The organism is Streptomyces sp. RLA123, assembly GCF_056270165.1.
Genome location: NZ_JBWDOR010000003.1, coordinates 2796723 through 2810573 on the forward strand (window position 1 = coordinate 2796723; position 13851 = coordinate 2810573).

The window sequence follows — 13851 nt, forward strand, 5'->3', positions numbered from 1 at the left end:
ACACCCTGCCGCCGTTTGTCACGGCTTGTCAGGCGGCCGGCGCAACTCCCTTGCGTGTGAGGGCCGTTTGACAGGACGTCTTCCGGCGGGCGTTCCCCGAAGTTCACCGATCCCGCCGTGCCGGGGTCTTGCCGGGATGTCATGGCACCGCCATGCTTACCCGCGGGTATCTACTCGCATAGATTCCTCACCGGTTCCGCACAGTTCCGCGCATTTCCGCACAGCTCTGCGAAGTCCTGCCCAGCTCAGCGCAGTTCCGCACTGCTTCGTCCAGACAGTGCGTCATTGATCGCTCGCCCCCAGGAGGATCGATCCACGTGAGACTTCATCACCCTCGCCGGCGCGGCGCCGTCGTCTCCCTCGCCGCCTCCCTGCTCGCCCTGACGGCCGGCCAGACCGTGAGCGCCCTGCCCGCCACGGCCGCCCCGCACCCCCACACATCCGCCTCCGCGGTCTCCGCGGCCGAGGAGCAGGCGGCTCGTGCGATCGCCGGCTCACTCACCGACACCGCCTGGCGCGCCCGGGTGGGCAAGGCGACCCTCGCCTCCCACGACGTCGCCGTCACCGCCCTCGCCGGCAAGGCCGGTGGCTCCTTGAAGGCCGAACTGGCCGCCGCCGACCGGCGGATCGCCGCCGCGAAGGGCCTGGACGCCGGCGTCGGACCGCTGCTGCGGCTGCGGCTCGGGGCCGACTCCATGCGCGCGGCGCTGTCCGCGGGCGTGACGCCGTGGGTGACCTCGGCCTCCCTGGACGACGACGCCACCTCCGTCACCGCCTGGGACAGCCAGGGCCACACCCACACGCTGGACGCCCGCAAGGCGCCCGCGCACCCGGTGTACGTCGTGGACATCGACGGCTCCAAGGCGCTGGCCGCCGGTCTGGCCGTGATGAACAAGGAGCTGACCCGCTACGGAGTGGCCTCCGCCAAGGCCACGCCGTCCCGCGCACAGGCCCCGGCGGCCGGCTCGCGAGCACAGGCGGCCGCGGGCGGTTTCTGGACCACCCGCATCACCTCGGTCGAGCTGTCGGACGATGAGGAGCCCTGGGTCAAGGGCGACGCCGAGATCTACACCCTGGTCACCGGTTTCGGGCAGGACGGCGCCGTGCGCGTCGACCCGGTCGACATGCCGTACCTGGACAACGACGGCACGGTCTACCGGCCCAACCAGATCCTGGTGAACTGGTCGAACTACAAGTACAACCTCGCCGACGCGGTGATGATGGAGGAGGACGGCAGCACCAACTACCGCGACCTGGCCAAGGCCATCGCCACGGTGCTGCTCACCATCACCGACCAGGGCACCTATATCCCGCTCGTGAACGCGGTCCTGGACGCGATCCCGAACGACTGGTGGACCGACGACCCCGACTACGTCGACTCCTGGTACACCCTGGCGCAGAGCGACAACGGCACCCGTTACGGTGCCCGCGGCAACGGCTGGATGACCGTCGAGCCGTACTTCGTCCAGCAGTTCTGAGGCGCCACGGCGCTGCGGTGACACGAGGGCCGGCGGGAACCCCGGGGTTCCCGCCGGCCCTCGGCGTCGCTGCGTCAGGGCGTTCCGGCCGTGCTCAGAAGCGCGCGGGCTCGGTGTAGCTGCCCCATTCGTCGCGCAGCGCGCCGCAGATCTCGCCGAGGGTCGCCTCGGCGCGCACCGCTTCCAGCATGGGCTCGATCATGTTGGTGCCCTCGCGGGCGGCGGTGAGCATCGCGTCCAGCGCCTTGCGCACGGCCGCGTCGTCCCGCAGGTCCTTGCGGCCGGCCAGCTCCCGCACCTGCTCGCGCTCCACCTCGTGGCTCACCCGCAGGATCTCCAGGTCCCCGGTGACCGAGCCGGTGTGGCAGTTGACGCCGACGACCCGCTTGTCGCCCTTCTCCAGGGAGCGCTGGTACTCGAAGGCGGCCTCGGCGATCCGGCCGGTGAAGTAGCCGTCCTCGATGCCGCGCAGGATGCCGGAGGTGATCGGGCCTACCGCGTGCCGCCCGTCGGGCACGGCGCGGGCGCCCAGTTCCTTGATCTTGTCGAAGATCTTCTCCGCGTCCGCCTCAATGCGGTCGGTCAGCGCCTCGACGTACCAGGAGCCGCCGAGCGGGTCGGCGACATTGGCGACGCCGGTCTCCTCCATCAGCACCTGCTGGGTGCGCAGCGCGATCTCCGCGGCCTGGGCGCTGGGCAGTGCCAGCGTCTCGTCCAGGGCGTTGGTGTGCAGGGAGTTGGTACCGCCGAGCACCGCCGCCAGCGCCTCGACCGCGGTGCGCACGACGTTGTTGTACGGCTGCTGAGCGGTGAGCGAGACACCCGCGGTCTGGGTGTGGAAGCGCAGCCACTGCGCCTTGTCGGACGTCGCGCCGTACACGTCGCGCATCCAGCGGGCCCAGATCCGGCGTGCGGCGCGGAACTTGGCGATCTCCTCGAAGAAGTCGAGGTGGGCGTCGAAGAAGAAGGAGAGACCGGGGGCGAAGGTGTTGACGTCCAGCCCGCGCGACAGGCCCAGCTCCACATAGCCGAAACCGTCGGCAAGGGTGTAGGCCAGCTCCTGCGCGGCCGTGGAACCGGCCTCGCGGATGTGGTACCCGGAGACTGACAGCGGCTTGTACGCGGGGATCCCCGTCGCGCAGTGCTCCATCAGGTCGCCGATCAGGCGCAGGTGCGGCTCGGGGGCGAAGAGCCACTCCTTCTGCGCGATGTACTCCTTGAAGATGTCGGTCTGCAGGGTGCCGTTGAGCACCGCGGGGTCGACGCCCTGGCGTTCGGCGGCCACCAGGTACATGCAGAAGACGGGCACCGCGGGGCCGGAGATCGTCATGGAGGTGGTGACCTCGCCGAGCGGGATGTCCCGGAAGAGGACCTCCATGTCGGCGGCGGAGTCGATGGCCACGCCGCAGTGACCGACCTCGCCCAGTGAGCGGGGGTCGTCGGAGTCCCGGCCCATGAGGGTGGGCATGTCGAAGGCAACGGACAGACCGCCGCCGCCCGCCTCCAGGATCATCTTGTAGCGCTCGTTGGTCTGCTCGGCGTTGCCGAAGCCGGCGAACTGGCGGATGGTCCAGGTGCGGCCCCGGTAGCCGGTGGCGTGCAGACCGCGGGTGAACGGGTACTCCCCGGGCCAGCCGATCCGCTCGAAGCCGGGAACCTCCGCGCCGGCCGGGGGTCCGTACACCGGCTCCACGGTGTCGCCGGAGAGCGTGGTGAAGTCCGCCTCGCGCTTGCGGGAGGCGTCGTAGCGCGCCTGCCAGCGGCTGCGCCCCTCGTCAATGGCTGCAGCGTCCATGCCGGTGTCCGCCTCTCATCGGTGCGGGGCCGTCCTCGCACGTCGTTGTACAAGAAGGTTTACCCCTGTGGGGTGAAAATACTAGGACGTCCTACTAATTGTCGACGGCAAAACCCCCCACCCGCGCGGGGAGGGGGGTATCCGCAGGTCAGGCGCGTGTCAGACCTTGACGGGTTCACCCGTGGGGACTACCAGCGGGGCCACCTCGCGGGTGACCTTGCGCTCGACGAAGAACGCCGCGGTGGGGACGGTCCCGGCCAGCAGCACCCACAGCAGCTTGCCGAAGGGCCACTTCGCCTTGGACCCGAGGTCGAAGGCGAAGACCAGGTACAGGACGTAGAGCCAGCCATGGGCGATGGCGACGACCTGGGTGAAGCCCGCGGCGCCGTCGATGTCCAGGACGTACTTGGCGATAACGCCGATGGTCAGCAGGACCAGCAGCACACCCGTCACATAGGCGAGGGTGCGGTACCGGGTCAGGACACTCTGCTTCATGCGCCGAAGCCTAACCGGTGCTCTTCGGGCGCTTTCCCCCGGGCCGCCCGGAACCGGCGGCGCGTCCCCCGGGGGACTACCCCTCGAAATCTCCCGCGGATATCCGCAGCGGCCGCAGCAGGGCGAAGATCTCCGCGCACTCGTCGTCGTCGTACGCCTGGAGGCCGAACTTCATCCCCATGAGGTCGTCGGTGGCGGCCTCGCACACCTCGCGGCCCTTGGCGGTGATGGAGGCCAGCGTGCCGCGCCCGTCGTTGGGGTTGGGGCGCTTGGCGACGAGGCCGGCGGCCACCAGGCGGTCCACGGTGTTGGTGACCGACGTCGGATGCACCATGAGGCGCTCGCCGATCTTGGACATCGTCAGCTCGCCCTCCTTGCTGAAGGCGAGCAGCACCAGCGCCTCGTAGCGGGCGAAGGTCAGCCCGTAGGGCTTGACCACGGCGTCGACCTGACCCAGCAGGATCTGCTGGGCGCGCATGATCGACGTGATCGCGACCATGGACGGCACGCGCCCCCAGCGCCGCGTCCAGATCTCGTCGGCGCGGGCGATGGGGTCGAAGGGCAGGCTGAGCGGCTTGGACACAGGGCCGAGCCTACCCGCCGGTCACATGGTGGGCAGCCATGTCTCGGGGGGCGGGACAACGGCTCGTCAGGGACGGCGGGGCCGCGATCGTACCCGGCACCCGCCACACCTGTGTGAACGCGGTGTTTCAGCCATCCCGACCCGGCGTTCCGGCCGAAAACCTCACCCTGCCGGGGAGGGTTTCCCCTACTTCCCGGCCGGACTTGCGCCTCTTTGGCCCGGATGACCTGCGGCGCGACGCCGGCCCGCTCGCGACAACCGGCCAATCAATGAAATGTACCTGTCATTAATATGCCGTTCGGTGCGAGGCTCCTTACCGCGCGGAACACCGCGCACCCCCCACACCCCCGGGTGCGCTTCCGCCCGGGGACCATGCCTGCCGTCCCCACACGGCGGGACCCAAGGAGTCACATTGCGCAAGAAGCTGGCACTCGGCACCCTCGTGGCCGCATCGGCACTTCTGGCCGGCGGCCTCCAGTCCTTCGCGGCGACCGCGCGGCCCGCGCCCTCCGCCCTCGCGCTCGCCGCCTCCCACGCGAAGGCCCTCACTGACGCCCGCGGCCAGGCCGGCGCCCTGGCCGGCTCCCTCGGCCTGGGAGCCCAGGAGCGGCTGACGGTCAAGGACGTCGTCGTCGACCCGGACGGCACGCGCCACCTGCGCTACGACCGCACCTACGCGGGCCTGGAGGTGCTCGGCGGCGACCTCGTGGTGCACCAGGACAGGAACGGCGCCACCCGGTCGGTCTCGCGGGCCGCCACCGCGGGTATCGCCCCCGCCACCCTCACCCCCGCCGTCACCCCCTCCGCCGCCCGCGACAAGGCAGCCGAAACGGTCAAGGGCCTGCTCAAGACGCCGCTGGTCAAGGGCGAGGAGCCGCTGAAGGCCGTCGGCAGCGCCGCCGCCCCGCAGAAGGTCGTCTGGGCCGTCAGCGGCACGCCCCGGCTCGCCTACCGGACCGTCGTCCACGGCACCCAGGCCGACGGCACCCCCAGCGAGCTCAACGTGATCACCGACGCCCGCACCGGCGCGGTGATCCAGAAATACGAGGGCATCCGGACCGGCACCGGCACCGGCGTCCACGTGGGCTCGGTCACCCTCACCACCACCAAGTCCGGCAGCACCTACTCGCTGAAGGACGCGAGCCGCGGCGGCATCTCCACCACGGACCTGAACAACCGCACCAGCGGCACCGGGACCACGTTCACCGACACCGACGACGTGTGGGGCAACGGCTCCGCCTCCAACCGCCAGTCGGCGGGCGTGGACGCCCAGTTCGGCGCGGCGGCCACCTGGGACTTCTACAAGAACACCTTCGGCCGCTCGGGCATCAGGAACGACGGCAAGGGCTCCGTCTCGCGCGCCCACTACGGCAGCAACTACGTCAACGCCTTCTGGGACGACAGCTGCTTCTGCATGACCTACGGCGACGGTTCGGGCAACACCCACCCGCTGACCGCCCTCGACGTCTCGGGCCACGAGATATCCCACGGCGTGACCAGCTCAACGGCGGGCCTGACCTACTCCGGCGAGTCCGGCGGCCTCAACGAGGCCACCTCCGACATCTTCGGCACGATGGTCGAGTTCAACGCCAACCTCACCTCGGACACCCCGGACTACCTCATTGGCGAGAAGATCAACATCAACGGCGACGGCACCCCGCTGCGATACATGGACAAGCCGTCCAAGGACGGCGCCTCCGCCGACTACTGGTCCTCCTCGGTGAAGAACCTCGACGTGCACTACTCGTCGGGTGTGGCCAACCACTTCTTCTACCTGCTCTCCGAGGGCAGCGGCGCCAAGACCATCAACGGCGTCAGCTACAACAGCCCGACGAAGAACGGCTCCACCGCCACCGGCATCGGCCGCACCAAGGCCGCGGCCATCTGGTACCGCGCCCTGACGGTGTACTTCACCTCGTCCACCAACTACGCCAAGGCCCGCACCGCGACGCTGAACGCGGCCAAGGACCTGTACGGCAGCGGCTCCGCCGAGTACAACGCGGTCGCCGCCGCCTGGACCGGGGTCAACGTCGCCTGACGGTGCCCCGGCACACCCCGGTGACCCGTTGACCCGGCAGGCACCCTGATCACTCGCGGTGCCGCGGACCGCCCCATACGGTCCGCGGCACCGCGAGGATGCACAGGGTGCCGCCCACGCAGCACCGTTCACCAGGTGGACGGGCACGAACTCCGCGGCGGCGCCGGGCACCGCCCCGCCCTCCCCGGACGCACGCCGCCGGGCACCGCCCCAACGGGCGACTGAACGCCGCAGCCGTGCCCGCACCGCCCGCTGGGCGACGGGGCCGAGTTCCTCGAGCGCGCCGGCCACCGCCGCGAGCCGGTCGACCGCGGCGAAGGCGCGCCCGGCGCCCTCGGGGTCGGCGCCCTCGTACAGCTCCAGTCCCTCGAAACCTGCCGCCACGGCCATGGCGAGCCCCGCCGTGCCGGCGAACTCCGCGAGAGGTGTGCCGCCGAGGACTCTGGCGAGTACCCGCTCGAGCTCCTCCGTCCACAGCCCGAGCCCGGCGGCCGTCGCGGGCGCGAGCCGCGGCTGGGTCTGCGCCCCTGCCGGCAACTGGCAAAGGACGGCGAGATGCCCTCCGGCCTTCTCCTCCGCCAAAAAAGACGCCGGGCGGGCCGGATTCTCCGGCCCGCCCGGCGTTCGTTCCGGGAACGCCCGCCGCTACCCGCCGGCGAGGTACCGCTCGACGGTGTCGACCTTGGAGGTCAGTCCGTCGGTGACACCGGGGCGGATGTCGGCCTTGAGGACGAGGGAGACCCGCGGGGCGCGGGCCTCGACGGCGGCGACGGCGCGCTTGACGACGTCCATCACCTCGTCCCACTCACCTTCGATCGAGGTGAACATCGCGTCGGTGCGGTTGGGCAGCCCCGACTCCCGGACCACGCGGACCGCTTCCGCGACGTACTCGCCGACGTCCTCACCGACGCCGACCGGACTGACGGAGAACGCGACGATCATGCCCCGACCGTCCCTCGCCCGACGTCCTTGAGTTCCTTGCGGGCCCGGGCGGCGATCACGCTGTTCTCGGCCTCGCGGCGCAGCTTGCGCTCGGCGAAGAAGCCGCCGGTGGGCAGGACGGAGAGCAGGAGGTAGAGCGCGGAGCGGCCCAGCGGCCACTTGGCGCGGTACCAGGCGAAGGCCCAGAGCACGACGTAGAGGACGAACAGGATGCCGTGCACCATGCCCATGACGGGAACCGCGTTGAAGTCCGTGGTGCGCTTGAGCACCGAGCAGATCAGCAGCAGCAGGAAGGACACCGCCTCCGGGGCGGAGACCAGGCGGAGCCGGTTCAGGGCGGATGCGGTCTTGACGTCCACGGGACCTCACTATCGGGACAGGGACAGCGGCGGGGCGGTACGGGGCGGTGCGGCGCCGGAGCGATTGTGAATGCACTCACAAGAGCCCTGCCCATTATCACCCCACCCCCGCACCGCCCCGCGCCCGGGGCCGGTGCGGCGGAGCGGAGCAGGGGGCGGCGCAGGGGTGGGATGAACCAGGAACGCCTCCCCGGCGTCCTGCACCACATGACGTTCGACTGGGACCGCCGGCACTGCGCCCGGCGCGGGCACATCACGTACGCGCCCGACGAGACGCACCTGCGCGAGCGGCTGCGCGCCGAGACCGCGCTCGGCGAGGTGTGGCGCTGCCTGCGCTGCGGGGACTTCGCCCTCGGCGAACCGCACGGCTCGGGACCCGCCGACCAGGCGCCCGAGGTGCCGCGCGGCCGCGCGCTGCGCGATCTGTTCATCCTGCGCTTCCTGGCCGTGGAGCGGCTGCTGCGCGGCGTGTTCATCGTGCTCGCGGCCTGGGCGGTGTGGCGGTTCAGCAACTCGCAGGACGCGGTGCGCCGCTTCTTCGAGGAGAACCTGGCCGTCCTCCGCCCGGTCTTCGAGCACTTCCACTACGACCTCGACCACTCCCCCGTGGTCGACACCATCCGCAGGACCTTCGAGTACCGGCACTCCACGCTGCTGATCGCGGCCGGGGCGCTGCTGCTGTACGCGCTCATCGAGATCGTCGAGGCGGTCGGCCTGTGGGCGGGCAGGCGGTGGGCGGAGTACCTCACCGTCGTGGCGACGGCCGCCTTCCTGCCGCTGGAGATCTGGGAGCTCACCGAGAAGGTCAGCTACCTCAAGATCGGCACGCTGCTCCTCAACATCCTCGCCGTCCTCTACATCCTGCTGTCCAAGCGGCTGTTCGGACTGCGCGGCGGCCACGCGGCCTTCGAGGCCGAGCGGCGCGGCGCCTCGCTGCTGGAGGTCGAGGAGGCGGCGGGCACCGCCGGCACCCCGGACCCGTCCGGTGAAGCCGCTGTGACGAGGAACCTGGTGACGGGTTCCTCCCGGACGGATACGGTCTGACGCGTGGCTCAGTTTCGATTGCAGGGCAGCAAGGTGCTCGCCGTGGACATGGCCGGCGACGCCGTGAAGGCGAAGAACGGGTCGATGGTCGCCTACGACGGCCAGATGCAGTTCAAGAAGATGTCCGGTGGCGGTGAGGGTCTGCGCGGCATGGTGACCCGGCGTCTCACCGGCGAGTCGATGGAGGTCATGGAGGTACGGGGGCAGGGCACCTGCTACTTCGCCGACCGCGCGAGCGAGATCAACCTCGTCCGCCTGAACGGCGAGAAGTTGTACGTCGAGGCCAGCAATCTGCTGGCGACGGAGGCGACGCTGCGCACCGGCACCACCTTCACCGGGCTGCGCGGCGCCTCCCAGGGCAACGGTCTGTTCACCACCACGGTGGAGGGCATGGGCCAGGCGGCGATCATGTCCGACGGACCCGCCGTGGTGCTGCGCGTCGCGCCCGGCATGCCGCTGCAGGTCGACCCGGGCGCCTATGTGGCGCACACCGGCAATCTGCAGCAGCACTTCCAGGCCGGCATCGGCTGGCGCGCCATGATCGGCGAGTCCGGCGGCGAGTCCTTCCAGATCCGCTTCGAGGGCGACGGCCTGGTGTACGTCCAGCCCAGCGAGCGCAACACGGTCGGGGGGCAGATCTGATGCCGTTCACGCGGATCAACTCCAAGATGGTCGAGGCCCAGGTGCTGCCCGGCCAGCGGTTGTTCAGCCAGCGGGGCGCGATGCTCGCGTACCGCGGGAACGTCTCCTTCACCCCGAACATGCAGGGCGGGCAGGGCGGCATCGGGTCGATGATCGGCCGCCGGATGGCGGGCGAGGCGACGCCGCTGATGAGCGTCGAGGGCCACGGCTCGGTGATGTTCGGGCACGGCGGCCACCATGTGCACTGCATCGACCTGACCGGCGACACTCTGTACGTCGAGGCGGACCGCCTGCTCGCCTTCGACGGCACCCTGCGGCAGAGCACCATGTTCATGGGCTCCCAGGGCGGCGTCATGGGCGTCATCCGCGGCCAGGTGACGGGCCAGGGCCTGTTCACCACGACCCTTCAGGGGCAGGGCGCGGTGGCCGTCATGGCGCACGGCGGCGTGATCGAGCTGCCGATCACCCCGCAGCGTCCTGTGCACGTCGACCCGCAGGCGTACGTCGCCCACCGCGGCGACGTCCGCAACAAGCTGTCCACCGCGCTCGGCTGGCGCGACATGGTGGGCCGCGGCTCCGGCGAGGCGTTCCAGCTGGAGCTGTCCGGGCAGGGCACGGTCTACGTCCAGGCGAGCGAGGAGAAACTGTGAGCACCGGACCGGTCGTCCACGACCCGTACACGCTGCCGGTCGACGACAACGTCAACCCGTACGCCTTCAGCGTCGATCTGAAGGGACAGTGGTTCCTGCAGAAGGGGAAGATGATCGCCTACTACGGGCAGATCAGCTTCCACGGCATCGGCCACGGCGCCCTCGACGGCCTCATCCGGGCCAACTTCCACTCGCCCCTGCACGCCTCCGACTGGGTCGTCGCCGAGGGCCAGGGCAAGATGATCCTCGCCGACCGGGCCTTCGACGTGAACTCCTACGACCTGGAGGACGGCAACCTCACCATCCGGTCGGGGAACCTGCTCGCCTTCCAGCCGGGGCTGGCCCTCAAGCAGTCGATCATCCCGGGCTTCCTGACCCTCATCGGCACGGGGAAGTTCGTCGCCGCGTCCAACGGCGCGGTGCACTTCGTCGAGCCCCCGGTCCGGGTCGACCCGCAGGCCCTGGTGGGCTGGGCGGACTGCCCGTCCCCCTGCCACCACTACGACCACGGCTACATGCGCGGCGTGCTGGGCGGTCTGCGGGCGCTGACGGGCATCGGCGGCACCTCGGGCGAGGAGCACCAGTTCGAGTTCGTGGGCGCGGGCCAGGTGCTGCTCCAGTCCACGGAGGTGCTGATGCCCGAGCAGGCGACCGGCGCGGTCCCGCACGAGGCCGGCGTCCCGGGCGCGGGGGCCGGTGCCCCGGGTGGTGCGGGCGCTCCGCGGCTGCCGGGTCAACTGGGCGACCTGCAACGCCGTTTCGGACTGTGACCGCCCGGACACGCAACCGGACCCCGATTAATACGGATTTCAACATTCTGGGTATAATTCCAGCATGGAGACTGAGAACGGCACCATCTGGCTGACCGGCGACGAGCAGCGCGCCTGGCGCACCCACCTGGAGGTCAGCAAACTGCTGACCCACCAGCTGGAACGGGACCTGCAGCCGTTCGGTCTGACCTACAACGACTACGAGATCCTGGTCAACCTCTCCGAGTCCCCCGAGCATCGCATGCGGATGAGCGACCTCGCCCGCGCCACCCTGCAGTCCAAGAGCCGGCTGTCCCACCAGATCAGCCGGATGGAGACCGCGGGCCTGGTCCGCCGGGAGAACTGCGAGTCCGACCGGCGGGGGCTGTTCGCCGTCCTCACCGAGGACGGCTGGGAGACGATGCGCAAGGTCGCCCCTCATCACGTGGCGGCCGTGCGGGAGCACTTCATCGACCTGCTCCCGGTGGAGGATCTGGCGTCGCTGCACAAGGCGCTGGCCCCGGTCGCGGAGCATCTGCGCGCGGTGCGCGGACGCGTCTGACCGGCAGGCCCCCGGGCGGCGCCGCGCGCGCCGGCCCGGGCGGGCCGCCGCGGCAGCACGTCACGTCACGTCACGTCCGCTCGTTCTCAGGCCTGCTCGGTCAGGCCCGCGACCAGCTCGTCGGCCGCGGCGTACGGATCGAGCTCGCCGGCGACGATGCGCTCGGCCAGGGCGCCCAGGCGGCGGTCACCGTGCAGGTCGCCGATCCGCTCCCGCAACGCCGTGACGGCGATGTGCTCGACCTCCAGGGCGGCCCGGCGCATGCGCCGCTCCGCCAGCACGCCGTGCTCCTCCATCCAGGCCCGGTGCTTCTCCAGGGCCTCGACGACCTCGTCGATCCCCTCGCCGCGGGCGGCGACCGTCTTGACGATCGGCGGACGCCAGTCGCCCGCCTGCCGGGCCTCGCCCAGGCCCAGCATGTGGTTGAGCTCGCGGGCGGTGGCATCGGCGCCGTCCCGGTCGGCCTTGTTGACCACGTAGACGTCGCCGATCTCCAGGATCCCGGCCTTCGCGGCCTGGATGCCGTCGCCCATCCCGGGCGCCAGCAGGACCACGGAGGTGTCCGCCTGGGCCGCGATCTCCACCTCCGACTGCCCGACGCCGACGGTCTCCACGAGGATCACCTCGCAGCCCGCCGCGTCCAGCACCCGGATCGCCTGCGGCGCGGCCCACGCGAGGCCGCCGAGGTGGCCCCGCGTGGCCATGGAACGGATGTAGACCCCCGGGTCGGAGGCGTGGTCGCTCATCCGGACGCGGTCGCCCAGCAGGGCGCCCCCGCTGAACGGCGACGAGGGGTCCACCGCGAGCACCCCGACCCGCTTCCCGGCCCGCCGGTAGGCCGAGACCAGCGCCGAGGTCGAGGTCGACTTGCCGACACCGGGCGAGCCGGTCAGCCCGACCACGTAGGCGCCGCCGGCCAGCGGCGCGAGGGCCGCCATCACCTCACGCAGTTGCGGAGACGCCCCCTCCACCAGTGAGATCAGCCGGGCGACCGCCCTCGGGCGGCCCTGCCGCGCCTGCTCCACCAGGGTGGGGACGTCCATCGTGCTCCTTCTTCTTTCAAGGGCTCGGTTCGCCTCCGGTTCGCCCAGCCACTGTCGGGGGCCCCTCCCAGCGGTAGCCGGGGGCGGTCGACCGTGCTCGCCTTCGGCTCCCTCGCAGGCTCCGCGCGCTCTCCCTCTCGACAGCGGCCGCTCCCCTTCGGCTCCCTCGCCCGCAGGGTGTGTGTCCGCGATTCAGTTGGCCGGAACGCGGATGATCAGCGCGTCGCCCTGGCCGCCGCCACCGCACAGCGCGGCAGCGCCGACGCCGCCACCGCGGCGCCCCAGCTCCAGCGCCAGGTGGAGCACGAGGCGGGCGCCGGACATGCCGATCGGGTGACCGAGGGCGATGGCGCCACCGTTGACGTTCACCTTTTCAGGTGTCACGCCCAGGTCCTTCATCGACTGCACGCACACCGCGGCGAACGCCTCGTTGATCTCGATGAGGTCCAGGTCGGCCACGGTGAGGCCGTCCTTCTTCAGCGCGTGCGCGATGGCGTTGGCCGGCTGCGACTGCAGCGAGTTGTCCGGGCCGGCCACGTTGCCGTGGGCGCCGATCTCGGCAAGCCACTCCAGGCCCAGCTCCTCGGCCTTGGCCTTGCTCATCACGACCACCGCGGCGGCGCCGTCGGAGATCTGCGAGGAGGTGCCGGCCGTGATGGTGCCCTCCTTGCTGAAGGCGGGGCGCAGCTTGCCCAGGGTCTCGACCGTGGTCTCGGCGCGGATGCCCTCGTCCTTGCCGAAGACCACCGGGTCGCCCTTGCGCTGGGGGATCTCCACCGGGGTGATCTCCGCGTCGAACAGGCCGTTCTTCTGGGCGGCCGCCGCGCGCTGGTGGGACAGGGCGGCGATCTCGTCCTGCTCGGCGCGGGCGATGCCCAGGCGGGTGTTGTGCTTCTCGGTCGACTCGCCCATGGCGATGTTCTCGAACGAGTCGGTCAGCCCGTCGTACGCCATGGCGTCCAGCATCTGCACGGCGCCGTACTTGAAGCCCTCGCGGGACTTCGGCAGCAGGTGCGGGGCGTTGGTCATGGACTCCTGGCCGCCGGCCACCACGACGTCGAACTCACCCGCGCGGATCAACTGGTCCGCCAGGGCGATCGCGTCCAGTCCCGACAGGCAGACCTTGTTGATCGTCAGCGCCGGGACGCTCATCGGGATGCCGGCCTTGACCGCGGCCTGGCGGGCGGGAATCTGCCCGGCGCCGGCCTGCAGCACCTGGCCCATGATCACGTACTCGACCTGGTCACCGGCGACGCCCGCCCGGTCCAGGGCCGCCTTGATGGCGACGGCGCCGAGTTCGGCGCCGGAGAAGCTGCGGAGCGAGCCGAGCAGGCGGCCCATCGGAGTGCGGGCGCCCGCAACGATCACGGACGTTCGTGCCTGGCTGGTCATGACGCGGCCCCTTTGCACGGAGGGTGGGTTAACGATGGTTTCACGAGGGTGGTGTCAATGTACTGAGCGGTACGGCGGC

Annotated in this window: 14 protein-coding genes and 1 pseudogene; 7 read left to right on the forward strand and 8 right to left on the reverse strand. The window is 70.9% G+C overall.

Features of this window, described 5'->3' with window-relative positions; translation table 11 throughout:
* Positions 1-317 precede the first annotated feature (317 nt).
* A complete protein-coding gene (locus tag RV983_RS12395; RefSeq protein ID WP_475985851.1) occupies positions 318-1478 on the forward strand; it encodes a DUF3103 family protein in 1161 nt (386 codons plus the stop codon).
* 94 nt (positions 1479-1572) lie between these two features.
* Here the strand turns inward: RV983_RS12395 and RV983_RS12400 are convergent, their stop codons facing one another.
* From RV983_RS12400 to RV983_RS12410, 3 genes are all read right to left on the reverse strand, one after another.
* The gene (locus tag RV983_RS12400; protein WP_475985852.1) at positions 1573-3273 is read right to left on the reverse strand and encodes an acyl-CoA mutase large subunit family protein; all 1701 of its coding nucleotides are present in this window, start codon (positions 3271-3273) and stop codon (positions 1573-1575) included.
* Between the two features lie 159 nt (positions 3274-3432).
* Positions 3433-3768 carry a DUF3817 domain-containing protein gene (locus tag RV983_RS12405; protein ID WP_475985853.1) on the reverse strand — a complete coding sequence of 112 codons (336 nt, stop codon included), beginning with the start codon at positions 3766-3768 and terminating at the stop codon, positions 3433-3435.
* Between the two features lie 76 nt (positions 3769-3844).
* The gene (locus RV983_RS12410; RefSeq protein WP_475985854.1) at positions 3845-4351 is read right to left on the reverse strand and encodes a MarR family winged helix-turn-helix transcriptional regulator; all 507 of its coding nucleotides are present in this window, start codon (positions 4349-4351) and stop codon (positions 3845-3847) included.
* A gap of 412 nt (positions 4352-4763) precedes the next feature.
* On the opposite strand from RV983_RS12410, the gene RV983_RS12415 reads away from it, so the two are divergent.
* Positions 4764-6389, forward strand: a complete 1626-nt coding sequence (locus tag RV983_RS12415) for a M4 family metallopeptidase (RefSeq protein ID WP_475985855.1) — start codon at positions 4764-4766, stop codon at positions 6387-6389.
* Between the two features lie 213 nt (positions 6390-6602).
* Here RV983_RS12415 and RV983_RS12420 read toward each other — a convergent pair.
* The 3 genes and pseudogenes from RV983_RS12420 to RV983_RS12430 form a co-directional block, all read right to left on the reverse strand.
* Positions 6603-6965 (reverse strand): annotated as a pseudogene (locus RV983_RS12420) (TetR/AcrR family transcriptional regulator); the annotation flags it as partial.
* A 69-nt stretch (positions 6966-7034) separates the two neighbouring features.
* The gene (locus RV983_RS12425) at positions 7035-7331 is read right to left on the reverse strand and encodes an MTH1187 family thiamine-binding protein (protein WP_475985856.1); all 297 of its coding nucleotides are present in this window, start codon (positions 7329-7331) and stop codon (positions 7035-7037) included.
* Positions 7328-7690: a DUF3817 domain-containing protein gene (locus RV983_RS12430; RefSeq protein WP_475985857.1), complete on the reverse strand. Its 363-nt coding sequence runs from the start codon at positions 7688-7690 to the stop codon at positions 7328-7330. The genes RV983_RS12425 and RV983_RS12430 overlap by 4 nt, the downstream gene beginning before the upstream one ends.
* 207 nt (positions 7691-7897) lie before the next feature.
* On the opposite strand from RV983_RS12430, the gene RV983_RS12435 reads away from it, so the two are divergent.
* The 5 genes from RV983_RS12435 (at position 7898) to RV983_RS12455 (ending at position 11337) form a co-directional block, all read left to right on the forward strand.
* Positions 7898-8734, forward strand: a complete 837-nt coding sequence (locus RV983_RS12435) for a DUF2127 domain-containing protein (RefSeq protein ID WP_475990298.1) — start codon at positions 7898-7900, stop codon at positions 8732-8734.
* Positions 8735-8737: 3 nt separating this feature from the next.
* The gene (locus RV983_RS12440) at positions 8738-9376 is read left to right on the forward strand and encodes an AIM24 family protein (RefSeq protein ID WP_319659933.1); all 639 of its coding nucleotides are present in this window, start codon (positions 8738-8740) and stop codon (positions 9374-9376) included.
* Positions 9376-10026 carry an AIM24 family protein gene (locus tag RV983_RS12445; protein WP_475985858.1) on the forward strand — a complete coding sequence of 217 codons (651 nt, stop codon included), beginning with the start codon at positions 9376-9378 and terminating at the stop codon, positions 10024-10026. The genes RV983_RS12440 and RV983_RS12445 overlap by 1 nt, the downstream gene beginning before the upstream one ends.
* Positions 10023-10796: an AIM24 family protein gene (locus RV983_RS12450; protein ID WP_475985859.1), complete on the forward strand. Its 774-nt coding sequence runs from the start codon at positions 10023-10025 to the stop codon at positions 10794-10796. Before RV983_RS12445 ends, RV983_RS12450 begins: the two co-directional genes overlap by 4 nt.
* 64 nt (positions 10797-10860) lie before the next feature.
* Entirely contained in the window at positions 10861-11337 is a 477-nt protein-coding gene (locus RV983_RS12455; protein WP_475985860.1) for a MarR family winged helix-turn-helix transcriptional regulator, read from the forward strand.
* 86 nt (positions 11338-11423) lie between these two features.
* Here RV983_RS12455 and meaB read toward each other — a convergent pair whose 3' ends face one another.
* Both meaB and RV983_RS12465 read right to left on the reverse strand, forming a co-directional pair.
* The gene (gene meaB / locus RV983_RS12460; protein ID WP_475985861.1) at positions 11424-12380 is read right to left on the reverse strand and encodes a methylmalonyl Co-A mutase-associated GTPase MeaB; all 957 of its coding nucleotides are present in this window, start codon (positions 12378-12380) and stop codon (positions 11424-11426) included.
* A 192-nt stretch (positions 12381-12572) separates the two neighbouring features.
* Entirely contained in the window at positions 12573-13748 is a 1176-nt protein-coding gene (locus RV983_RS12465; protein WP_475990299.1) for an acetyl-CoA C-acetyltransferase, read from the reverse strand.
* Positions 13749-13851 lie beyond the last annotated feature (103 nt).